This window comes from Pseudomonas sp. PDM03, from assembly GCF_014852385.1.
In the GTDB taxonomy this organism is placed as follows: domain Bacteria; phylum Pseudomonadota; class Gammaproteobacteria; order Pseudomonadales; family Pseudomonadaceae; genus Aquipseudomonas; species Aquipseudomonas migulae.
In genome coordinates, this window is record NZ_JACVBM010000016.1 from 135899 (window position 1) to 159162 (window position 23264).

Here is a 23264-nt window from a genome sequence, read left to right on the forward strand (position 1 = left end):
TTTCGGCGTATTGGCGTTTGTCGTGGGCAGTGGTTTGGCAGCGGTCGGAACCGGATTAATGTTGCGTCCGCTGAAAGCGTTGACCGAGCGCGCCCGGCAGATTGCCGACAACCCGTTGAGCCAGGCTGTTTACACCGGTCGCCGCGATCAGTTCGGCCAGATCGAGTTTGCCTTGCAGATGCTCGAAGCGCAGATCGGCGCGGTGGTGGGGCGCATCGGCGATGCGTCGCAGCGCCTGGCCGGGCACGCGGCGGAACTGGTCGAACACCTGCAAGGCAGTCATAACAGCACGCTGGCCCAGCAGGCTGAAACCGATCAGGTGGCGGCGGCGATTCACCAGATGTCTGCCAGCGTGGCCGAGGTTGCCGGTCATGCGCAGCAAGCGTCCCAGGCGGCCGACCTGGCCGGCAACGAAACCCGTGAAGGTCATCAATTGGTGAGTGAAAGTCGCCATGCGGTGCTGCGTCTGGCCGAGGAGCTGGCGCGCGCCACCGAGGTGATTCATCAACTGGAGGGGCACAGCAGCGAGATTACCGGCGTACTGGATGTGATCCGCAGCATCGCCGAGCAAACCAATTTGCTGGCCCTCAACGCGGCCATCGAAGCGGCGCGTGCCGGGGATGCCGGGCGCGGTTTCGCGGTGGTGGCCGATGAAGTCCGTGGCTTGGCCCAGCGTACCCAGCAATCGACCAACGAGATTCAGCACATGATCAGCACCCTGCAAAACGGCACACGGGACGCGGTGGTGGTGATGCAACAAAGCAGCGAACAGGTGGACAACAGCGTCGAACAGGCCCGGCGCGCCGCCGATTCGCTGGACGCGATCAGTCGGCGGGTCAATCAGATCACGCAAATGAGCCTGCAAATCGCTTCGGCGGTGGAAGAGCAGAGCAGCGTCAGCGAAGACATCAACCGCAACATCATCAGCATTCGCTCAGCCTGCGAGGTCACGGTCAGCGAGGGGCAGCAAAGCCAGGCGAATTCCACCGATGTGGCGGGGCTGGCGGGGGATTTGCGGTTGTTGGCGCAAGAGTTTTGGCGAGCCCGCCGTTAAGCCGCGCGCAACGAAATGAAGGCATAGTTGAGCGGCGTCTCGGTGGCCACGTGCGCACCCGCCGCCAACACTTGCCCGGCGATGTCGTCACCCGATACGTGGAACTGCCAGTCACTGTCCGATCCTGTCAGCGGCTGTTGCGCCACCTGATCGATGACTGTGGCGAACGCGCTCATGTCCGGCAGATACGCGGTGAATCCATCGCCCTTCAGGGCCGTGGTCCGAATACCCAGTGAGGCGCAAATCGCATCTTTGGTGCGGATATCGTCGCGATCTGCCTGGCGGGAACGCTGGATGAGTCCGGCGAGTTCGTGATCGACCAATTCACCGCCAATGATCAGATCCGGGCCTTTTTCCCACGATTCGGGCGGGCATTCCTTGATCGCCGGGTTGAGGGGGATGTGCGGATTGATTTCCATCGGATAGATGCGGCACACCAGCGGCCGGCGTTCGTAGATGCGGCAGAGGTTGTCTTCGTCAAGATTCCGGCAGGGACCGACGTTGTACGCCGCAAACGTGATGGCCACGTAGGCCTCGCAGTCGCCGCTTTGAACCACCACCGAACGGCGCTCGGCATGTTCGCGTTGCTGCACCGGCAGGCCAAGGCCATTACCGAGGAAGCCTTCCACCAGCACGATCACCTGACCGCCGTCGGCCGCCCACATCCGGGCTTCGGCCAGGGTCAGGGGGACGTGATGGTCATTGCAGCATTTGCCGCAACCTACGCAGGAAAACGTTGTATTCATCGAAGGATCAGTCGCTTGTCAGGGCCCGAAATGGCGACAGAATGCCACCGCAGAAGTCAGCGACGAAGCAAGTTATGCGCCATTTACCGGGATTTGGCGGGTAGGCGGATGGAGTCCCATTCGGTCACGTAGGCGGTTTTGCTTTTTTTGTTGTAGAGGCACAGCTCGGTGCCTTGCTGGCCTTTCATGTGTTTTTGCGGGTAGCGGCCTTGCAGGAGCACGGCGGTGTAGTCGACACGGTCATCGAACTGTGCGGCTTTGCCGACGGGGGAAGCGTCCGTCAGGCCGCTGGCCTTGATGCAACTGGCGAGCGTGGCTTTGTCGAAGGCGGCCCAGGCGTCTGGGCTGGAGGCGTGGGTTTGGGTGGCGAGGGCGGTGAGGCAGAGGAAGGTGAGGGTGGTGGCTTTCATGGGTCAGGCATCCTTGGGCATGGGTGGGCCGAGTATGCCTGATGGGATGAGGTTGAATGTGTCGGCCCTTTCGCGGGCAAGCCTCGCTCCTACAGGTACGGTGATCACAATGTAGGAGCGAGGCTTGCCCGCGAAGGCGGTGTATCAGGCCGGAACCGGCTCCCGGCGGACCACAATCATCCCGGCGCTTTCATACAACCGCTGCGCCCGAAGGTTATCTTCCAATACCTTCAAATCCACAAAACCTTCGCGACGCTGCTGAAACACGTTGAATGCATTCAACAACAACGCCCGGCCCAAACCCAGACCCTGGGCTCGCGGGTGCACGACCAGATTCTTGATGTAGGCGCTGGTCCAGCACTGGCATACACCCACGATACCGTCGGCATCCTGCGCAATGAAACACAGGGAGGGATCGTATTCAGGGTCAGTCTCAAACCGCTGTTGCCAGATATCCAATGCCGGCACGCGACCGCCACCGTCCAGGTAACCCAGCTCCATCAAACGATGAACGGCTTCTGCCAGTTCTGGACGATATTCGTGCAGGACAATGCCCTGAGGCCAGGTGATTGTGGGCACAACCTCCGCCAGGTTGCGCCGCATCAGAAAACAAAAAGCCTCGGCCAACTCAGTGACCTTGTTCGGCGACCGCCTTGGCCGCTTCGATCAGGCACTTGGTCAGGTCCGGCGAAGAGAACTTGGTCAGCACCGCGTTGGCGCCGGCCAGGCGCGCTTTTTCGCTGTTCATCGCGCTGTCCAGCGAGGTGTGCAGCAACACATACAGGTGCGCAAAATCCGGGGTTTCGCGCAGGGTGCGGGTGAAGGCGTAGCCGTCCATCTCTGACATTTCGATGTCTGAAACAATCAGGTTGATCTGCTGGGCGGTGCCTTGCAGGTCCAGCAGGCAATCGATGGCTTCCTTGGCGCTGCGCGCGGTATGGCATTGCAGGCCGAGGTTGCGCAGGGTGTGCACCGATTGCTGCAGGGCCACCTGGCTGTCGTCGACCACCAGAATGCGTGCGTTGCCGAGTACTTCCGCGTCTTCCATGCTCAGTTCGGTCGGGGCCGTTTCGATCTGCGCCGGGGCGATGCCGTGGATGACCTTTTCGATGTCCAGCACCTGCACTAGCGTGCCGTCGACCGAGGTCACGCCAGTGATGTACGAGCGCACACCGCCGGAGCCGAAGGGCGGAGGACGGATGTCGGTGGTCAGGCAGTGGACGATCTTGCTCACCGCCTGAACATGCAGGCCCTGTTTGGAGCGGCTGACGTCGGTGACGATCAGGCAGCCGCCGTTCGGGTCTTCCAGCGGCCGCTCGCCGATCGCACGGCTCAGGTCGATCACCGACAACGACGCGCCGCGCAGGGTGGCGATGCCTTTGACGTGAGGATGCGACTCCGGCAGCTTGGTCAGCGGCGGGCAGGGAATGATTTCACTGACCTTGAGCAGGTTGATCGCCATCAACTTGCCGCTGCGCAAGGTAAAGAGCAGAAGCGAAAGTGAGTCTGCGCGGGCTTTGGTGGAGGACATAAAAACCTTCTGTGGAAAAAGGTGATGGGCGAATGGAAGTCGCCAAAAGCTATCGATGCCGGGTTATCGACTTGATGGGGGCAGGCTTTAGGCTAAATGCCGATGTACGGCGAAATGCTGTCCCGAACCTGTAGGAGCCGGCTTGCTGGCGATGGCGTACTCAAGGGCGCCATCGCCAGCAAGCCGGCTCCTACAAAAGCGTTCATTTCATGCCCAGTCTTTTGGCCATCCGCCCAAGATTCGCCCGATCCAAGCCTAGCTCACGCGCCGCGCTCGCCCAGTTATTGTGGTGCCGATCCAGGCAAGCGCTGATCAATTGCCGCTGATAACTTTCAGTCGCCTCGCGCAAATCCCCAGACACCAACGTCACTGGAGTCGCGGTCGGCGACTCGGGCGTTACCTCAACGCTGCCGCTGGGCAAATCCAGATCCGCCGCACTCAAGCTGAGAATCTTCGGGCGTTCCCTGCAGTTACCCAGCGCTTTCAACGCGCTGCGCCCAATCAAGTGCTCCAGCTCTCGCACGTTACCTGGCCAGTCATACGCCAGCAACGCCGCCTGGGCATCGCTGTTCAGGCGCAGGCTGTTGAGGCCCATGCGCGAACGGTTCTGCTCCAGGAAGAAACCGCTGAGCAGCAACACATCCCGCCCGCGATCCCGCAGGGCCGGCACCAATAGCGGGTAAACGCTCAAACGGTGGTAGAAGTCGGCACGATAACGGCCACTGCGCACTTCTTCGGCCAAGTCACGGTTAGTCGCGGCGATGAGCCGCACATCGACTTGATGTTCTTTATCCGAACCCAGCCGCTGCAATTGACCGCTTTGCAGTACGCGCAGCAATTTGGCCTGCACCGTCAGCGACAGTTCGCCGACTTCATCGAGAAACAGCGTGCCGCCATTGGCCAGTTCGAATTTGCCGCGACGGTCGCTGGTTGCCCCGGTGAAGGCGCCGCGCACATGGCCGAACAATTCGCTTTCCACCAGTGTGTCCGGCAGCGCGGCGCAGTTGAGGCTGATGATCGGCTTGTCGGCCCGGGGCGAGGCGGCGTGAATCGCCTGTGCCACCAGTTCCTTGCCGACTCCGGTTTCACCGGTGATCAACACGGTCAGGTCACTGCCGCCGACCAGGCTGATCTCTTCCACCAAGCGTTTGTGGGCCTTGCTCTGGCCGATCATCTCGCGGTTCTGCTGGCCGCTGGCCTGTCGGTACACCTCGGCGCGTTGATGCTCGTCTTCGACACGATTGGCCAGCCGTTCGATGCGCTCGGCGGCATTGACCGTGGCGGCGGCAAGGCTGGCGAAGGCTTGCAGGGCGTCCAGTTCAATCGGTTCCAAGCGTTCCGGGTCGAGGGCGTCGAGGGTCAGCAAACCCCACGGACGTTCGTCGATAAACAGCGGGCAACCCATGCAGTCATGGACTTCAAGGTGATCGTCGAGGCCATCGATCAGTCCGTCATAAGGATCGGGCATGTCGCTGTCAGCGGCGAAGCGGGTCGGGCCGGGGCTGCTGAGCAGGGCTTCGAAACGCGGGTGTTCGCTGACCTTGAAGCGTCGGCCGAGGGTGTCGGTGCTCAAGCCGTCGACGGCCAGCGGCACCAGCCACTCGCCATCGAGGCGCAGTAGCGCGGCGGCGTCGCAGGGGAGCAAGGCGCGCATGGCTTCGAGCAGGCGCCGATAGCGCTCGCCCTCGGGGAGTTCGCGGGACAGGTCCGAGACCAGGGGAAGCAGTGTGGTGAGCAAGGATTTTGCAGTCATAGTGACTCCGTGTAGTCGGTATGACTATAAGGTAGGGGGTGTCGTTATGACTAGAATGTTTTTAACTTGCTGATTTATAACGATTAAATAACTGGCACGGAAACTGATAAGCATAGGGCAGTCAGTTAGAAAACCAAGTCGTTCAGGAGTCACCTTATGCTTAGCGTTCAAGACCGTGCAATCGTCAAATCCACTGTGCCGTTGCTGGAAAGCGGCGGTGAAGCATTGATCACGCATTTTTACCGCATGATGCTCTCCGAATACCCGGAAGTCCGCCCGCTGTTCAACCAGGCGCACCAGGCCTCCGGTGATCAACCCCGCGCCCTGGCCAACGGTGTGTTGATGTATGCGCGCCACATCGATCAGCTCGACCAATTGGGCGACCTGGTGGCCAAGATCATCAACAAGCACGTGGCGCTGCAAATCCTCCCGGAGCACTACCCGATTGTCGGCACCTGCTTGTTGCGTGCGATTTCCGAAGTGTTGGGTGACGAGATTGCCACGCCGGAAGTGATGAGCGCCTGGGGCGCGGCGTACGGTCAACTGGCCGAGATCCTGATCGGCGCTGAAACCAGCATCTACGACCAGAAAGAACAGGCCCCGGGCGGCTGGCGCGGTGCGCGGGAGTTCATTGTCGCGGCCAAGGTCGAGGAAAGCGCTGAAATCATCTCGTTCTACTTCGAACCGGCAGACAAAGGTCCGATCCTCGCGGCAGAACCCGGCCAGTACATCGGCATGAAACTGATCCTCGATGGTGAAGAGATTCGTCGTAACTATTCGCTGTCGGCCCTGGCGAACAAAGGCCAGTACCGCATCAGCGTCAAGCGTGAACACGGTGGCCGCGCCTCGAACCATTTGCATGATCAACTGCAGGTAGGCGCCAGCATTCAGCTGTTCCCGCCATCGGGCGAATTCACCCTGACCGACAGCGATAAACCGTTGGTGTTGATCAGCGGCGGCGTCGGCATCACCCCGACCCTGGCCATGCTGGAAGCGGCGCTGGAAACCAAGCGGCCGGTGCACTTCATCCACTGCGCACGCAATGGCAGCGTTCACGCGTTCCGTGACTGGATTGATGGATTGGCCGAACGCCACCCGCAACTCAAGCGTTTTTACTGCTACGACGAAGATGACGGCGTGAGCCCGGCGGCGCACAAGGTCGGGTTGTTGAGTCAGGAACAACTGGGCGAGTGGTTGCCACAGCAGCGTGATCTGGATGCGTACTTCCTGGGGCCTAAAGGCTTCATGGCGGCGGTGAAGCGTCACCTGAAAGCCTTGGGTGTACCGGAGAAGCAAAGCCGCTACGAGTTCTTCGGCCCGGCTTCGGCGCTGGAATAAACACCAAACCCGTAGGAGCACGGCTTGCCTGCGAAGGCGTCTTTGGAATTGCATCGCCAGCAAGCCGGCTCCTACAGATTCGGGGTGCATCAACATCGTGTGACTTACGCAGAACCTGTAGGAGCCGGCTTGCTGGCGATGGCGATCTTGAGGGCGCCTTCGCCGGCAAGCCGTGCTCCTACGGGGGCGTGTGTCGCTGGCAATCCGGGGTGTTTCAGCCTTTCAATTCTTTCAGGTGTTTGTACACCGTCGCCCGTCCCATGTTCAGCACGTTGGCCACATAGTTCGAGGCGCTTTTGCCTTTGAAGGCGCCTTCGGCGTGCAGGGCCAGTACCAGTTCGCGTTTGTGGTCGCGGGTCAGCAGGTTCAGGCTCAGTTGACGTTCGCGCAGCCAGCCGTGAAGGAAGGTATTGATGCGCTCCTGCCAGTCATCGCGGAACAGTGAATCCGGTTGTGGAATCAGCTTGCTCGGCGACAGGAACAGGTCCAGCGCGGCCTTGGCATTTTCGAACAGCGAAATATTCAGGTTGATGCACAGCACCGCCAGCGGATGACCGTCGCTGTCGCGCAGCACGCTGCTCAGGCTGCGAATTTTCTGACCATCCCAATTCAACTTTTCGTACGGCCCGATGTTTCGTTCGCTGATGTCATCGCTGAGCATGTCTTCCAGCGCCGAGTCGTCACCCACTTCCCGTTTCGACAGGTTGTTGGCGATGTAGTCGACTTTCTGTGTGCGCAGATCGTGCAGCACCACCTCGGCGTGGGGGAAGAACAACGTGGCGATGGCATCGGCGATCGCGCGGAAGTTGTCCAGGGCCGGGTCTTTTACAGGTGCGTTCATACAATGGAGCTCCAGGCAGCGTCAGCGCCCTGCAAAAAGGGCGCTGGAAGTTTGCCGTAATCGTGTCGACACGTCACCTGAGGACGCCGGTCAGCCCAGGCGAGCAGGGGACAGCATCCTGGCGTCCAGGCCAAAACGCTTGAGTTGCTCGGGCAGTGCTTCGCCGCGTACCAGCGCGGCGCTGGCCTGGCCCATGGCGGGCGAGGTCTGGATGCCGTAACCGCCTTGCGCCGCAACCCAGAACAGTCCCGGCACCTGCAGATCGAAACCGGACAGCAAATCGCCGTCAGCCACGAAGCTGCGCAGGCCGGCCCAAGTGCGGGTCGGGCGGCGGATGGTCAGGGTGGTGGCTTCTTCGATCTGGTAGATGCCCATGGCGATGTCCAGTTCTTCGGGCTGCACGTCGTGTGGTTCAACCGGGTCGGCGTTGGCCGGCGAGCCAAGGAACATGCCCGCGTCCGGCTTCATGTAGAACGACTCGTCGAGGCTGACCAGCATCGGCCAATGGTGGATGTCCACGCCTTCCGGCCCGGCGAAGATGAATGCTGCACGGCGCTTCGGTTGCAGGCCCAGCGGCTTCGCGCCGGCCAGTTCGCCGATCTTGTCGGCCCAGGCGCCGGCAGCGTTGATGATGACCGGGGCGCTGAAGGTCTGGCCGTTGGTTTGAACCTGCCACACACCTTCGCCGTCGCGGGTCAGGCTCAGGACTTCAGTGTCGGTATGCACTTCACTTTTATTGCGTCGGATGCCACGCAGGTAACCCTGGTGCAAGGCGTCGGTGTCGATATCGCTGGCGGTCGGATCGTAGATCGCGCCGTGGACTTTTTCCCGGCGCAGGATCGGCAGGCGCGCGCAGGCATCGTCGGCGCTGAGCAGTTGCATCTCTGGCACCGTGGCTTTGGCGCTCAGGTATTGGTTGTTCAGTTCGGCCGGGTCGCCGGTGAAGTCCACGGTCATTTCGCCGCGCGGGGTCAGCAGCGGGTGTTCGCAGAAACCGGCAGGCGGGGCGTCGAAGAAATCGCGGCTGGCCTGGGTCAGCGCCCGGACCTGCGGTGTGCCATAAGCGGCGGTGAACAGCGCCGCCGAGCGTCCGGTGGAGTGGTAGGCCGGATGGGATTCGCGTTCGAGCACGATCACTCGGGCGTGCTGCGACAGCCAGAAACCGGTGGAAGCGCCGGCGATCCCGCCGCCGATGATGATGAAGTCTGCCTGGCTCATGAATGTCTCCTGTAAGCCGCAATATAGATCTCCTGTAGGAGCCGGCTTGCTGGCGATGCAGACGCCGCGGTTTGTCTGACCGACCGCGGCGCCTGCATCGCCAGCAAGCCGGCTCCTACAGGTATGTGTTAGTGCTGGAGTTGGTAGATGGCATTGGCCAGTGCGATGTCTTCCAGGCCCAGGCCGATGGAGCGGAAGAACACGTGACGGTCATAACCGGGGCGCTGGACTTTTTCGCTGATCAAGTCCGGCAGATCACCGACAATTGCGCTCTTGTCCCAGCCATGTTGCTCACCGGCAATCAGCATTTCACCCGCCGAGCCCGGCGTGGTCAGACGATAGTCGCAGAACACCTGCATGTCATTGAGGCTCTGTGGCGGCACTTCATGGGCGCGTGGGGCATTGGTGCTGATGGAGGTGATCAGCGCCGGCTTGCTCAGGCTCGATGGGTCGATCACCGGGCCGGCGGACGACGTGCACAGCATTATCACGTCAGCGTCCTGAACCGCGACTTCGCGTGTATCGACGAGGTTCAGCCGTGGGTCGAGAGCTCTGAGTTGCGCCAGCGCTTCAGCACCCAGTTCGCTCAAGCCCGGCGAGTAGAGGTTGATGCTCTGCCAGTCGCGCAGGCCTTTGACGTAATGCAGGTGTGCCAGCGCAACCTTGCCACTGCCGATGATCGCCAGACGCTGCGCATTCAACGGAGCCAGGGCGTCGACAGCAACGGCGGTTGTCGCGGCGGTGCGCGCGGTGGTCAGTTCGCTGGCGTCGCACAACAGCAGCGGCTCGCCGGTCTGCATCGACATCAGCAACGTCCATGCGGTCACCAGTGGGCCTTGTTCGCGGACGATGTAAGGCGAGGTCTTGACCCCGTAGACCCCGTCTTCGGCGAGCACGCCCAGATAGTTGATGAAATCGCCGGCGCCCTTGGGAAACTCCACCAGTTGTTGCGCCGGTTGTACCGCCTGCCCGGCGGCCAGGTCGCGGAACAGCTTGCGCAGGATCTGCGGAACGTCGACCTGTGCCAGCAGTTCGCGGGCCTGGGGTTGGGTGATCACATAGGGCGTGCTGGACATGGTCGGCTCCGGGAGCGGAAAGTAAACTAATTTGTCCATTATGGACTTTTGGTTCTGCTCGGCAAGCTCCTGTTGAAAAAAAACGACGAACGAAAAAAAAGCGCAGTCCGTTGCCGGCTGCGCTTCTTTTATTGCGACCCGCTGTTACGGACGCTTGCGCTCAACCGCCCGCAATAGATGCGTAGGAGGGGTTTCGCAGCTGATTTTGCGACCCAGCAGTGCCTCGATGGACGGTAGCTGGTAGGAGTCGTCTTCACCGGCAAAACTGATGGACACGCCATCGGCACCGGCACGGCCCGTACGACCGATACGGTGCACGTAGTCGTCCGGGACTTCCGGCAGGGTGAAGTTGATCACGTGGCTGATGCCGTCGATGTGAATGCCACGACCGGCCACGTCGGTGGCTACCAACACGCGGATCTTGCCTTCGCGGAAGCCTTCCAGGGTCTTGATGCGCTTGTGCTGCGGCACGTCGCCAGACAATTGCGCGGCGTTGACGCCGTCACGTACCAGGCGTTCTTCGATGCGTCGCACTTCATCCTTGCGGTTGGCGAAGACCATCACCCGCTCCCAACCGTTGTCGTTGACCAGGTTGTAGAGCAGTTTGTATTTGTCGGCACCGGCCACCGCGTAGATGTGCTGCTCGACGTTTTCGCTGGCCACGTTCTGCGACTCGATCTCGACGATCGACGGGTCGGTGGTCCATTGCTTGGCGAGGTTCATCACGTCATCGGTGAAGGTCGCGGAGAACAGCAACGTCTGGCGCTCGTTCTTCGGCGGCGTCTGGCGAATGATCTGACGCACCTGCGGGATGAAGCCCATGTCGAGCATGCGGTCGGCTTCGTCCAGGACCATCACTTCGACCATGTCCAGGTGCACGTCGCCGCGCTGGTTGAAGTCGAGCAGGCGGCCCGGGGTGGCGACGAGGATGTCGCAATGACGCGCTTCGAGGTGCTTGAGCTGCTTGTCGAAGTCCATGCCGCCGACAAACGTCATGACGTTGAGGCCGGTGTACTTGGTCAGGTCGGCGGCGTCCTTGGCGATCTGCACCACCAGTTCACGGGTCGGCGCGATGATCAGCGCCCGTGGCTCACCCATGTAGCGCTCTTTCGGCGGCGGGGTTTGCAGCAACTGGGTGATGATCGAAATCAGGAACGCGGCGGTTTTGCCGGTGCCGGTCTGGGCGCGGCCGATGGCGTCTTTGCCCGCGAGGGTGAAGCCCAGCACCTGAGCCTGGATCGGCGTGCAATACGGAAAGCCGAGGTCCTGGATGGCGTGCATCAGTTCCGGGGCAAGTTTGAAATCGTGGAATCGGGTTTTGCCTTCCTGGGGTTCGACGACGAAGTCTTCGAGTTTCCAGGGGATGACCGGCGCTTTTGGCTTGGGTTCACGACGCGGTTTGGCGGGCTTCGGCGCTTCGCTGTGTGGTTGCTCGGCAGCCGCCGCTTCAACAGGCTGGACGGCCGGTGTCGCCACAGGCTCTTGTTTCGGTGCCGCTACGGGGGCGGTCCGGCCAGGCTGATTACCGTCGGTGCGGTGGCTGGGACTGTGAGACGGAGCGCTGGAGACTGGCGCGAGCTGCTCAGTCTCGCTTTTACCGAACATTTTCTTGAGTGCTTTGAGCACGGTCATCTCATCAATTGGTTAAGGAATATACGGCGGCCAGTGTAATGCAAGAATCGGGCGCGGCGTAGGGGGATGGATCAATGGGCTGTTTTTCAGCTGAGCCGTTAACGCAAGCGCTCGCCGAGCCAGGTGCCGATGTCGCGAATCTCCTCGGGTAACACTTCGTGACCCATTGGGTATTCCTGCCATGTCACGGTGACACCATGCTGCTTTAAATACTCGTAGGCGGTCCGTCCCATCGAGTTTTGCACCACGTCATCGTACTGACCGTGCAACGACAACACCGGAATCCGCTGTTGGCTGGCCGAAAGCTCCAGTCCTTCGCTGAAGGTCGGTGCATAAGTAGAGAGGGCAACTACGCCACCCAGCGGCCCCTGCCATTTCAGGAATGCGGTGTGGAACACCACGGCGCCGCCCTGGGAAAAACCTGCCAGGAAAATTCGCGAGGCGTCTATTCCGCCGGCTCGCTGCACTTCGATCAATTCAATGATCCGGTCCGACGACGCTTCCAGCTGCTCGCGGTTGATCGCACGTGCAGGGCTCATGGCCAATATGTCGTACCAGCTCGGCATCTCGTAGCCACCGTTGATGGTGACGGCGCGGGTCGGTGCCTGAGGGAGAACGAAGCGAGTGCTCAGCAGGGTTTCCTGTAACGCTTCGGCCACCGGCAGGAAGTCGTAACGGTCGGCGCCCAGCCCGTGCAGCCAGATAACGCAGGCGTCTGCGGGCTTGACGGGTTCAAGAATCAAGGGCTCGGTCATGGCTGCTCCAATTGTGTGCGTGCGCTCTCATTGAGTGCGAGAGATGAGTGCGCGTCTGGTTGATCCGTTAAGAAGATGTCGCAAGGCTACAAGTTTTGCTATTGACCTGTCCCTTAAATGCTTTGGCGAGCGGTCTGGTACGGGCTTTGCTATAGGAAGCCTGTACGAAAAATCCCACGCCTGTCGGTAACACTATCAGGCCATTGTTCGTGGTGGGATAGCAAAAAATCCGGTGATGGATGTTCGCCAGTGGCCGCTACGGGCTTCGCGAACGTGAAAGGGCTACAGCCCGTTCGGCCGATTGGTGAGAAGTGAGTGGTCCATGATTTGGATTTTCTCCTACTAGACTCATAGCGCAGGTCCTACGTCGGTTGACCCCAAAAAAAACCAACACGGGTCGACTACGCCTCATAAGGGTGCGACTGGACTCAAGCTCCGACACAACAAGAGCAAAACTGGAGGTTTGAATGAAGATGTTGAAATCCACCCTGGCTATCGTGTCTGCAGCCGCAGTACTCGGTGTCAGCGGGTTCGCTCAGGCGGGTGCAACCCTGGATGCAGTGCAGAAGAAAGGTTTCGTACAGTGCGGCGTCAGCGATGGCCTGCCTGGTTTCTCGGTTCCGGACGCCAATGGCAAGATCGTCGGTATCGATGCTGACTACTGCCGCGCTGTGGCCGCTGCCGTCTTCGGCGACGCGACCAAGGTCAAGTTCAGTCAGTTGAACGCCAAGGAGCGCTTCACCGCGCTGCAGTCTGGCGAAATCGACATCCTGTCGCGCAACACCACCATGACCAGCTCCCGTGATTCGGGCATGGGTCTGAAATTCCCTGGTTTCATCACTTACTACGACGGCATCGGTTTCCTGGTAAACAGCAAGACGCTGGGCGTGAAAAGCGCCAAAGAGCTCGACGGCGCCACCATCTGCATTCAAGCCGGTACCACCACCGAGCTGAACGTTTCCGACTACTTCCGCGGCAACGGTCTGAAATACACCCCAATCACTTTCGACACCTCCGATGAAAGCGCCAAGTCGCTGGAATCCGGTCGTTGCGACGTGCTGACCTCCGACAAATCCCAGCTCTACGCACAACGCAGCAAGCTGGCGACCCCGAACGACTACACCGTTCTGCCGGAAACCATCTCCAAGGAGCCTCTGGGCCCGGTCGTACGTAATGGCGACGACGAGTGGCTGGCCATCGTGCGCTGGACTGGCTACGCCATGCTCAACGCTGAAGAAGCCGGCATCACTTCGAAAAACGTCGAAGCTGAAGCCAAAGGCACCAAGAACCCGGACGTCGCTCGTCTGCTGGGTACCGACGGTGAATACGGCAAAGACCTGAAAGTGAAGAAAGACTGGGTCGTGCAGATCGTCAAGCAAGTCGGTAACTACGGTGAAGTGTTCGAGAAAAACCTCGGCAAGGACACTCCGCTGGCCATCGACCGCGGGCTGAACGCTCTGTGGAACAACGGCGGCATTCAATACGCACCACCAGTGCGCTGATGGTTCTATCACCCGGTGGGCCAACCGCCGGGTGATGTTCTGTTCCATTACATCCGGGGCACTTCATGCAAAATTCAATCGGCGCACCAAAGCAGAGGCTCAGCCTCAGCGATCCCAAAGTGCGTGCGTGGCTATTTCAGATCATCACCATTGTGGCGGTGGTCTCGATGGGCTGGTACCTGTTCGACAACACGCAGACCAACCTTCAACACCGGGGCATTACCTCCGGTTTCGACTTTCTGGAGCGCAGTGCCGGTTTCGGCATCGCTCAACACTTGATCGACTACACCGAATCGGACAGTTATGCCCGGGTGTTTGTCATCGGCCTGCTCAACACGCTGCTGGTGACCTTCATCGGCGTGATCCTGGCGACAATCCTCGGGTTCATCGTCGGCGTGTCACGGCTGTCGAAGAACTGGATCATCAGCAAGCTGGCGACTGTTTATGTGGAAGTCTTCCGCAACATTCCGCCGCTGCTGCAAATCCTGTTCTGGTACTTCGCGGTGTTCCTGACCATGCCGGGGCCACGCAACAGCCATAACTTCGGCGACACCTTCTTCGTCAGCAGCCGCGGCCTGAACATGCCGGCCGCGTTGATGGCGGACGGTTTCTGGCCGTTTGTGATCAGCATCGTCGTGGCCATTGTCGCGATCGTGCTGATGAGCCGCTGGGCCACCAAACGCTTCGAAGCGACCGGTGTGCCGTTCCACAAGTTCTGGGTTGGCCTGGCGCTGTTCTTTGCGATCCCGGCGCTGTGCGCGTTGATCTTCGGTGCACCCGTGCACTGGGAAATGCCCAAGCTGCAAGGCTTCAACTTTGTCGGTGGCTGGGTGCTGATCCCGGAACTGCTGGCATTGACCCTGGCCCTGACCGTGTACACCGCGGCGTTCATCGCCGAGATCGTGCGTTCGGGCATCAAGTCGGTCAGCCACGGCCAGACCGAAGCGGCACACTCGCTGGGTCTGCGTAACGGTCCGACCCTGCGCAAAGTGATCATCCCGCAAGCACTGCGCGTGATCATTCCACCGCTGACCAGCCAATACCTGAACCTGGCGAAGAACTCTTCGCTGGCGGCCGGTATCGGTTATCCGGAGATGGTTTCGTTGTTTGCCGGTACGGTGCTGAACCAGACCGGGCAGGCGATCGAGGTAATTGCCATCACCATGAGCGTGTACCTGGCGATCAGTATCAGCATTTCCCTGCTGATGAACTGGTACAACAAGCGCATTGCGCTGATCGAGCGGTAAGGAAAAGCGCATGAGTACTCATACTTTCAAGCCTGACATGCCTCCACCGAGCAGCAGCATCGGTGTGGTTGCATGGATGCGCGCAAACATGTTCTCCAGCTGGCTCAACACCCTGCTGACCCTGTTTGCGTTCTATCTGATTTACCTGATTGTCCCGCCGATCCTGGAATGGGCAATCATCGACGCCAACTGGGTCGGCACCACCCGCGCCGACTGCACCAAGGAAGGCGCCTGCTGGGTGTTCATTCAGCAGCGTTTTGGCCAGTTCATGTACGGCTACTACCCGATGGACCTGCGCTGGCGCGTGGACCTGACCGTGTGGCTGGCGGTGATCGGCGTGGCGCCATTGTTCATCTCGCGCTTTCACCGTAAAGCCGTGTATGGCCTGAGCTTCCTGGTGCTGTACCCGATCATTGCCTGGTGCCTGTTGCATGGTGGCGTTTTCGGTCTGACCCAGGTGGCGACCAGCCAATGGGGCGGCCTGATGCTGACCCTGGTGATCGCCACTGTCGGTATTGCCGGTGCGTTGCCGCTGGGCATTGTGTTGGCGCTGGGCCGTCGTTCGAACATGCCGGCGATTCGTGTGGTCTGTGTGACCTTCATCGAATTCTGGCGCGGCGTGCCGTTGATCACGGTGCTGTTCATGTCCTCGGTGATGCTGCCGTTGTTCCTGCCTGAAGGCATGAACTTCGACAAACTGCTGCGGGCGCTGATCGGCGTGATCCTGTTCCAGTCGGCCTATGTGGCTGAGGTGGTGCGCGGCGGTCTGCAAGCGATTCCAAAAGGTCAGTACGAAGCGGCTGCGGCGATGGGCCTCGGTTACTGGCGCAGCATGGGCCTGGTGATTCTGCCGCAAGCCCTGAAGCTGGTAATCCCTGGCATCGTCAACACCTTCATTGCGCTGTTCAAGGACACGAGCCTGGTGATCATCATCGGCCTGTTCGACTTGCTCAACAGCGTCAAACAAGCCGCCGCCGACCCGAAATGGTTGGGCATGGCCACTGAAGGCTATGTGTTCGCGGCCCTGGTGTTCTGGATTTTCTGTTTTGGTATGTCGCGCTATTCCATGCATCTGGAACGCAAGCTCGACACTGGCCACAAGCGTTAGGAGTTCTGTAATGAGCGAAGCAATCAAAAAGCCTGTGAGCCCTGAAGGCATTATTCAGATGCAGGGCGTGAACAAGTGGTACGGCCAGTTCCACGTATTGAAAGACATCAACCTCAACGTTAAACAGGGCGAGCGTATCGTCCTGTGCGGCCCGTCGGGTTCCGGTAAGTCGACGACCATTCGCTGCCTCAACCGCCTGGAAGAACACCAGCAGGGTCGCATCGTGGTCGATGGCGTGGAGCTGACCAACGACCTCAAGCAGATCGAAGCGATCCGTCGTGAAGTCGGCATGGTGTTCCAGCACTTCAACCTGTTCCCGCACCTGACCATCCTGCAGAACTGCACCCTGGCGCCGATGTGGGTGCGCAAGATGCCCAAGCGCCAGGCCGAAGAAATCGCCATGCATTACCTGGAACGCGTACGCATTCCGGAGCAGGCGCATAAATTCCCGGGGCAACTGTCCGGTGGTCAACAGCAGCGTGTGGCGATTGCCCGTGCCTTGTGCATGAAACCGAAAATCATGCTGTTCGACGAACCGACTTCGGCCCTTGACCCGGAAATGGTGAAAGAGGTGCTGGACACCATGATCGGTCTGGCCGAAGACGGCATGACCATGCTCTGCGTGACCCACGAAATGGGCTTCGCCCGCACCGTGGCCAACCGCGTGATCTTCATGGACAAGGGCGAAATCGTTGAACAGGCCGCGCCAAACGACTTCTTCGACAATCCGCAGAACGAACGCACCAAACTGTTCCTGAGCCAGATCCTGCATTGATCGAAGCCAGGCCGTGAAAAAAACCCGGACGCTGTTCCGGGTTTTTTTGCCCGAAGAAACGCACCTCGATCCCTGTAGGAGCCGGCTTGCTGGCGATGGCGGTGGGTCAGGCGACATCCATGTGGGATGTCGGACCGAATCGCCAGCAAGCCGGCTTGTGTCATGTGCGAAATGACGAGCCGGGCGCGGAATTGTAGGAGCCGGCTTGCTGGCGATAGCGGTGGGTCAGGCGACATCCATGTGGGATGTCGGACCGAATCGCCAGCAAGCCGGCTCCTACAGGGGTTGTGTCGTGTGCGAAATGGCGAGCCGGGCGCGGAATTGTAGGAGCCGGCTTGCCGGCGATGGCGGTGGGTCAGGCGACATCCATGTGGGATGTCAGACCGTATCGCCAGCAAGCCGGCTTGTGTCATGTGCGAAATGACGAGCCGGGCGCGGAATTGTAGGAGCCGGCTTGCTGGCGATAGCGGTGGGTCAGGCGACATCCATGTGGGATGTCGGACCGAATCGCCAGCAAGCCGGCTCCTACAGGGGTTGTGTCGTGTACGAGATGGCGAGCCGGGCGCGGAATTGTAGGAGCCGGCTTGCCGGCGATGGCGGTGGGTCAGGCGACATCCATGTGGGATGTCGGACCGAATCGCCAGCAAGCCGGCTTGTGTCATGTGCGAAATGGCGAGCCGGGCGCGGAATTGTAGGAGCCGGCTTGCTGGCGATAGCGATGGGGCAGGCGACATCCATGTGGGATGTCGGACCGAATCGCCAGCAAGCCGGCTTGTGTCATGCACGAGATGGCGAGCCGGGCGCGGAATTGTAGGAGCCGGCTTGCTGGCGATGGCGGTGGGTCAGGCGACATCCATGTGGGATGTCGGGCCGAATCGCCGGCAAGCCGGCTCCTACAGGGTTGGTGTAAACCGTTTGCCCTGTGGGGCGATGCTGACTAAGATGTCAGAAAATTCATCCTATGATTGGATGAAAGGGCGAATCTTATGTTAGACATGTCTCCACTCATTAAACGTTCCCTGGTTGATCAGGCTCTGGACCAGTTGCGCCTGCGTATTACCGAAGGCGTCTGGTCCGTCGGTCAGCGCCTGCCCACCGAGCCTGAGCTGTCTGCCGAATTGGGCATCAGCCGCAACACTGTCCGCGAAGCCATGCGCGTGTTGGCGTTTTCCGGTTTGATCGAAATCCGCCAGGGTGACGGCAGCTATCTGCGGGCGGTGATCGATCCGCTGGACACCCTGAAAGCGTTGTCGCGCTGCTCGCTTGAGCAGGCCAGGGAAACCCGGCACATCCTTGAAGTCGAGGCCATCGGTCTTGCCGCGCTGCGCAGGACCGACGAAGACCTCGTGGCCTTGCGCGAAGCGCTCAACGTCAGCGGCGATCACTACCACGGCGATCTCGACAGCTACATTGCCTGCGACCTGGTGTTTCACCGTCGTCTGGTAGACGCCGCGCACAACCCCACCCTCAGCGAGTTGTATCGCTATTTCTCCAGCGTCGTCGGCGCACAGCTGCGCCAGACCTTGAGCATCACGCCACGCCGCCAGGAAGTGTTCGACCTGCATATCGAACTGCTCGATGCCGTCGAGCAACGCGACCCGGAACGCGCGAAAGCCTTGTCGAGGCAGTTGATCAATGAACCTTGAAACCGAGAACGCCATGTCCAGCAGCCACAGCACGATCACCGAAGCCAAACGCACGGCGGAGCTCGAAGAGCTGCTGATCGACGCCGAGGCCGATGACGAGCAGGTCCAGCAAAGTCAGCCAATCCTGCGCCGCCCGTGGCTGTTGCTGCTGGGGCTGATTCTGGTCGCGCTGAACTTGCGTCCGGCGCTGTCGAGCATGGCGCCGATGCTCAGCGAGGTCTCGAAAAGCCTGGGATTGTCGGCGGCGCAGGCTGGTTTGCTGACGACGTTGCCAGTGCTGTGCCTCGGTCTTTTTGCGCCGTTGGCGCCGATTCTGGCGCGACGGTTCGGCGCTGAGCGCGTGGTGTTGGGCATCCTTCTGACATTGGCTGGCGGGATCATTCTGCGCAGTTCGTTCGGTGAAATCGGCCTGTTTGGCGGCAGCGTGCTGGCCGGCGCGAGCATCGGCGTGATCGGCGTTCTGCTGCCAGGCATCGTCAAGCGCGACTTCGCCAAACATGCCGGAACCATGACCGGCGTCTACACCATGGCCCTGTGTCTGGGGGCTGCGATGGCGGCCGGCGCGACCGTGCCGTTGAGCGAACACTTCGACAAGAGCTGGGCGTTGGGGCTTGGCTTCTGGGTAATTCCGGCGCTGGTGGCAGCAATCTTCTGGTTGCCGCAAGTCGGTCAGAAACACGGCGCACACAACGTAGCTTACCGGGTACGCGGTCTGTTGCGTGACCCGTTGGCCTGGCAAGTGACCTTGTACATGGGCCTGCAATCGTCCTTGGCGTACATCGTGTTCGGCTGGTTGCCATCGATCCTGATCGGTCGTGGCCTGACGCCAACCCAGGCGGGCCTGGTGCTGTCGGGGTCGGTGATCGTTCAACTCGCCAGTTCGCTGGCCGCACCGTGGTTGGCGACGCGCGGCAAGGATCAGCGCCTGGCGATCGTCATCGTCATGGCGCTGACCCTTGGCGGTCTGTTCGGTTGCCTCTATGCACCGATCGACGGCCTGTGGGGCTGGGCGATCCTGCTCGGCCTGGGGCAGGGCGGTACGTTCAGCTTGGCGTTGACCCTGATCGTCTTGCGCTCGCGGGACTCGCACGTGGCCGCCAACCTGTCGAGCATGGCCCAGGGCTTCGGTTACACCCTGGCGTCGATGGGGCCATTCGCGGTCGGCATCGTGCATGACTGGACCGGCGGCTGGAACGCCGTGGGCTGGATCTTCGCTGTGATCGGTCTCGGCGCCATCCTTGCCGGCCTCGGTGCCGGGCGTTCGCTGTACGTGCAAGTGGTCAGCGAAAAGGTCTGACTACAGGTAAACAACGTCCAGCGTTGCCGAACCGTCGAGTTGTACCTCAGCGCTGAGGTCCAGCTCGGAGGTGGGCGCGATGACCGTTTCCACCGTCACCCGGCTGGTCAACGTGCGGATGGCAATCGGGCCGGCGCTGCTCCCGGCAATGTCAGTGAATCCGAGATAACTTCTGGCGCCAATCGGAATGGCCTGGCTGTTCGACGAGCTCCAGGCCTTGCCGCCCGTGGTGGAATCGGTTCGATAGACCTGCGTCAGGTCGTCCACCACGGTGCTGGCCGGATCGAAGTTCAGTGAATACAAGCCGATTTTATTGTGGCTGTGGTCGTGGTTCAGGCCGTAGTAAATCTCGCTGTTGACGATCGCCGAGCCGTCGCGGTTGTCGCGCATCAGCAGGGCAAAACGCGCGGGTGCATTGCACTGAATAGTGAGGTCGAGGGTCTGGTCGCGCAGTCGTGTGCGTTTGTCGACGCTGAGGTCCTGCCGGGAGATTTTTCCGTAGTCGACCAGGCCGTTGTTGGACAGCATCGGTGTGCAGGCGAGTGGGGTGAGGGTGCCTTTGACGGTCAGGTCAACGGTGGACGCCGCGAAGCTGTGTTGGGTGGTGCTGATGAGCAAGGTTGCCGCAAGGACAGCGAAGTAATGATTCATTTGTGAAAGTCCTTTTCGTTGATTTCAATCTGCCGGTGCCGGGAATCTGCGGAGCCAAAGGCACCCGTCGGCGCTGAACCGGTCTCTTTACCGAAACTGCCATTCGATCGGCTCAACGCGTTGACTCAGGGGAGGTACTTGATTTCAAGCGTCATGGAGCCATCGATGGGCACTTCCTCAGTCAGAGTCAGGCTATCGGTGCGAGCAATGTAGGTACTGATCCACAGAAGCATTGAGAGATCTTTTACTGCAATGGGGGCGGTGTTGCCGATAGTGCTTGTTGCCAGAAGTTCATTCGAGTTGATGGTGGTGGCGCGGGTCCAGCTTCCTCCGCCATCCCTTGAGCGAATCGCGTCTACGCGCTGACCGTCTGCTAGCAGGTTGCCGACGTATGGCCAGAAATACCCCAGCTTTTCGTCCGCGGGGGTCAGTCCCAAGCCGAAAAAAAGAGGTGAAGCTATGTTCGTGTCGGGTCTATTGTCGATCGACTTCACGGCGAACACGACCGGTGCATCGCAGTTCACGTTGAACGACATGTAGTGCTTGCCTACTTCCGTGTTTAAGGTTGGATTGAGGTTCTTTACCGGGACTTTGCCGATGTCGATGTTGCCGCCGTCGGCCAATGTCGGTGTGCAAGCATTCGGCGTGATGAGGCCTGTCACCGTCAGGTCCGTCGACGAGGCGGCGAAGGTGAGTGGGGACGTCAGGACGATGAACGCCATCGTCAGAGAGTGTGAGATTTTTTTCATGGAACCGGTTTCGCTGTGTCGGGTGAGCGGAATCAGTCCTTGCCCGAAGCAGGACCTCGGGCAAGGTCGAGCTACGGTGTTATGGGTAGGCGATGGTGATGGTGGCCGAGCCGTCGAGAGCGACTTCGTTGGTCAGGTCCAGTGAGTCGGCGCGGGCGATTTGAGTCGTTACCCTAAGGTCTGTCTGCAGATCCTTGATGGCAATCGGCGTGGCCGGTCCCCCTACAGCGCCGAATGCGGAGAGCAGGTTAGGCTCCACAACAGGGCTGGCGAACCAAGTATTTCCATTGTTATTGGAACCCAACGGTTGTACGGCAACACCATCTGCAATGGGGGTCCTGATTCTTACATAGAAAAGACCAAGCTTCTGATCACCATTGATATAACCCAGGCCGAAATCGCCGCCATCATGACTCGTGCCGGACTTGTTATCGGTCGGCAACAACCTGAACGCAGTCGCTGCGTCACAGTTCACGGAGAGCTGCAATGTCACCGCGGGCAGTGCCGTGGCTTGGTCCGGCTTCAAGTCTTTGGCTGAAAACTTGCCATGATCGACGATCCCGCCACCGGAAAGCGTCGGGGTACAAGCGTTCGGGGTAATAATGCCAGTCACCGTCAAATCAGTGCTCGAAGCCGCCAGCGCATAAGGCGCAACACCAATCAGTGCGGTGGCGGAAAGTGCTGCAAAGTACTTTTTAAACATTTCTTACTCACTTCTATGGTTATTGTCCTGACTGCCCCGAGCCGCTCAAGTGCGCCCCGGATCCAGCAGGATCGGGTTGGGTGTTACAGGTAAATAATCTCGATCGTCCCCGCGCCATCGAGCTCGATGGCGGTGCTCAGATCCAGGCTGTTGGTGGGGGCGATGACGGCGTCGACGGTCACCGTGGTGCTGAGGTTCTGGATCAGCACCGGGCCGGCGCTGCTGCCGGCGTTGTCGGTGAACGCCAGGTAACGGGTCTGGCCGATGGGGATCGGCTTGGCGCTGCCGGTGCTCCAGACGGTGCCGGCGGTGCTGGAGTCGGTTTGATAGAGGCGGGCGAAGCCGTCGGCATTAGCGCCAGCCGGGTCCACGTTCAGTGAATACTGGCCAATCTTGTTGCCGCGACTGTCCTTGCCCAGGCCGTAGTAAAACTCGCTGTCGAGCGTCGCCGAGCCTGAGCGGTTGTCATGCATGATCAGGGCGAAGGAGGCCGGCGCGTCGCAGCCGACCATCAGCGTCAACGACCTGGGTGGCAGGCGCGTGTCCTTGTCCGCGTTGAGGTCTTTTTTCGACAGGGTGCCAAAGTCGACCACGCCGCCGTTGGACAGCACCGGCTCGCAGGCCGCCGGGGCGAAGCGGGCGCGCAAGGTCGCCTCGCGGGTGCGTCCGGCGCCGATGGCGTCGAACACCCCGAAGGCTTCCCAGGTCACCGCGTCACGCACCTGCGTGCCTTGCTCTTGAACCCAGGCGGTCAGCTCAAGTTGCGCCGAGAAACTGCGGCCCTGTACCGGCACGCCAGCCTGCACCGGCACGACCCCGTGTTCCGGTCTCCAGATCAGGTTCGATGCCGTTTTGGACGGTGGCTGACCGGCCCCGGCAATCAAGCCGATCTCCACCGACTGGCCGTCGAGCACGGCGTCGCGAATGCGTACCTGATAGCTGCCGCGTTCGGCAAAGTGAAAGCGTTCGGCGGTCGCGGCCATCGCCTGGTAGAACAGGCTCATGTCGATGGGCTGCGCACAGCTCACGGTCAGGCTGAGCGGACGCTCGCCGAGGTGTCGTTCCGGTGCCGCATCGGGGCGTATCGCCCGGTTCATCAGCCCGTAATCGAGCACCGGCTGGCTCAGGTTGAACTGACAGTCGTCGGTGGACGCCGAGGCCAGTGGCGTGAATCCGCTCAGTGCCAGGGGCGCGAGGGTCAGCAGCAAATAGCGCGACAGGTTCATGAAGTC

At 60.5% G+C, this 23264-nt stretch carries 22 protein-coding genes; 8 read left to right on the forward strand and 14 right to left on the reverse strand.

The annotated features are described in order from the left end of the window. Positions 1-10 precede the first annotated feature (10 nt). Positions 11-1054, forward strand: coding sequence for a methyl-accepting chemotaxis protein (locus IB254_RS21200; RefSeq protein ID WP_412548231.1), 1044 nt, complete (start codon positions 11-13; stop codon positions 1052-1054). Here the strand turns inward: IB254_RS21200 and IB254_RS21205 are convergent. The 5 genes from IB254_RS21205 to norR form a co-directional block, all read right to left on the reverse strand. Next, positions 1051-1800: a YkgJ family cysteine cluster protein gene (locus IB254_RS21205; RefSeq protein ID WP_008037308.1), complete on the reverse strand. Its 750-nt coding sequence runs from the start codon at positions 1798-1800 to the stop codon at positions 1051-1053. The genes IB254_RS21200 and IB254_RS21205 overlap by 4 nt on opposite strands. Positions 1801-1883: 83 nt before the next feature. After that, on the reverse strand, positions 1884-2210 hold the full coding sequence (locus IB254_RS21210) for a hypothetical protein (RefSeq protein ID WP_192228974.1): 327 nt from the start codon (positions 2208-2210) through the stop codon (positions 1884-1886). A 144-nt stretch (positions 2211-2354) separates the two neighbouring features. Then, positions 2355-2813 (reverse strand): GNAT family N-acetyltransferase, encoded by a 459-nt coding sequence (locus tag IB254_RS21215; protein WP_192419299.1) that lies wholly within the window; start codon positions 2811-2813, stop codon positions 2355-2357. 25 nt (positions 2814-2838) lie between these two features. Next, positions 2839-3741, reverse strand: a complete 903-nt coding sequence (locus IB254_RS21220; protein WP_008026621.1) for a chemotaxis protein CheV — start codon at positions 3739-3741, stop codon at positions 2839-2841. 202 nt (positions 3742-3943) lie between these two features. Next, on the reverse strand, positions 3944-5494 hold the full coding sequence (gene norR / locus IB254_RS21225; protein WP_192419247.1) for a nitric oxide reductase transcriptional regulator NorR: 1551 nt from the start codon (positions 5492-5494) through the stop codon (positions 3944-3946). Positions 5495-5650: 156 nt separating this feature from the next. On the opposite strand from norR, the gene hmpA reads away from it, so the two are divergent. Further along, positions 5651-6832, forward strand: coding sequence for an NO-inducible flavohemoprotein (gene hmpA / locus IB254_RS21230; RefSeq protein WP_192419255.1), 1182 nt, complete (start codon positions 5651-5653; stop codon positions 6830-6832). 214 nt (positions 6833-7046) lie between these two features. On the opposite strand, the gene IB254_RS21235 is transcribed toward hmpA, so the two are convergent. The 5 genes from IB254_RS21235 to IB254_RS21255 all read right to left on the reverse strand — a co-directional run bounded on the left by IB254_RS21235 (position 7047) and on the right by IB254_RS21255 (position 12354). Next, positions 7047-7673 (reverse strand): transcriptional regulator, encoded by a 627-nt coding sequence (locus IB254_RS21235; protein WP_008026625.1) that lies wholly within the window; start codon positions 7671-7673, stop codon positions 7047-7049. A gap of 90 nt (positions 7674-7763) precedes the next feature. After that, positions 7764-8891 (reverse strand): NAD(P)/FAD-dependent oxidoreductase, encoded by a 1128-nt coding sequence (locus tag IB254_RS21240; protein WP_192419258.1) that lies wholly within the window; start codon positions 8889-8891, stop codon positions 7764-7766. A 128-nt stretch (positions 8892-9019) separates the two neighbouring features. Beyond that, positions 9020-9967 carry an ornithine cyclodeaminase family protein gene (locus IB254_RS21245; RefSeq protein ID WP_192419259.1) on the reverse strand — a complete coding sequence of 316 codons (948 nt, stop codon included), beginning with the start codon at positions 9965-9967 and terminating at the stop codon, positions 9020-9022. A gap of 144 nt (positions 9968-10111) precedes the next feature. Next, positions 10112-11599, reverse strand: a complete 1488-nt coding sequence (rhlB, locus tag IB254_RS21250; RefSeq protein ID WP_192419260.1) for an ATP-dependent RNA helicase RhlB — start codon at positions 11597-11599, stop codon at positions 10112-10114. Between the two features lie 98 nt (positions 11600-11697). After that, positions 11698-12354: an alpha/beta hydrolase gene (locus tag IB254_RS21255; RefSeq protein WP_192419262.1), complete on the reverse strand. Its 657-nt coding sequence runs from the start codon at positions 12352-12354 to the stop codon at positions 11698-11700. A 467-nt stretch (positions 12355-12821) separates the two neighbouring features. On the opposite strand from IB254_RS21255, the gene IB254_RS21260 reads away from it, so the two are divergent. From IB254_RS21260 to IB254_RS21285, 6 genes are all read left to right on the forward strand, one after another. Then, the gene (locus IB254_RS21260; RefSeq protein WP_008026630.1) at positions 12822-13856 is read left to right on the forward strand and encodes an amino acid ABC transporter substrate-binding protein; all 1035 of its coding nucleotides are present in this window, start codon (positions 12822-12824) and stop codon (positions 13854-13856) included. Between the two features lie 65 nt (positions 13857-13921). Further along, a complete protein-coding gene (locus IB254_RS21265; RefSeq protein ID WP_008026631.1) occupies positions 13922-15103 on the forward strand; it encodes an amino acid ABC transporter permease in 1182 nt (393 codons plus the stop codon). 10 nt (positions 15104-15113) lie between these two features. Then, a complete protein-coding gene (locus IB254_RS21270; protein WP_008037316.1) occupies positions 15114-16211 on the forward strand; it encodes an amino acid ABC transporter permease in 1098 nt (365 codons plus the stop codon). 10 nt (positions 16212-16221) lie between these two features. Then, entirely contained in the window at positions 16222-16986 is a 765-nt protein-coding gene (locus IB254_RS21275) for an amino acid ABC transporter ATP-binding protein (protein ID WP_090188113.1), read from the forward strand. Between the two features lie 986 nt (positions 16987-17972). Further along, positions 17973-18632 carry a FadR/GntR family transcriptional regulator gene (locus IB254_RS21280; protein WP_192419264.1) on the forward strand — a complete coding sequence of 220 codons (660 nt, stop codon included), beginning with the start codon at positions 17973-17975 and terminating at the stop codon, positions 18630-18632. Further along, entirely contained in the window at positions 18622-19929 is a 1308-nt protein-coding gene (locus IB254_RS21285) for a CynX/NimT family MFS transporter (protein ID WP_192419266.1), read from the forward strand. The genes IB254_RS21280 and IB254_RS21285 overlap by 11 nt, the downstream gene beginning before the upstream one ends. Here the strand turns inward: IB254_RS21285 and IB254_RS21290 are convergent, their stop codons facing one another. From IB254_RS21290 to IB254_RS21305, 4 genes are all read right to left on the reverse strand, one after another. Further along, the gene (locus IB254_RS21290; protein ID WP_192419268.1) at positions 19930-20580 is read right to left on the reverse strand and encodes a DUF1120 domain-containing protein; all 651 of its coding nucleotides are present in this window, start codon (positions 20578-20580) and stop codon (positions 19930-19932) included. It abuts the gene before it with no gap. Positions 20581-20705: 125 nt separating this feature from the next. After that, positions 20706-21329, reverse strand: a complete 624-nt coding sequence (locus IB254_RS21295; protein WP_192419270.1) for a DUF1120 domain-containing protein — start codon at positions 21327-21329, stop codon at positions 20706-20708. Positions 21330-21408: 79 nt separating this feature from the next. Next, complete coding sequence (locus IB254_RS21300; RefSeq protein ID WP_192419272.1) at positions 21409-22032, reverse strand: DUF1120 domain-containing protein; 624 nt, start codon at positions 22030-22032, stop codon at positions 21409-21411. Between the two features lie 83 nt (positions 22033-22115). Further along, positions 22116-23258, reverse strand: a complete 1143-nt coding sequence (locus IB254_RS21305; RefSeq protein ID WP_192419275.1) for a DUF1120 domain-containing protein — start codon at positions 23256-23258, stop codon at positions 22116-22118. Positions 23259-23264 lie beyond the last annotated feature (6 nt).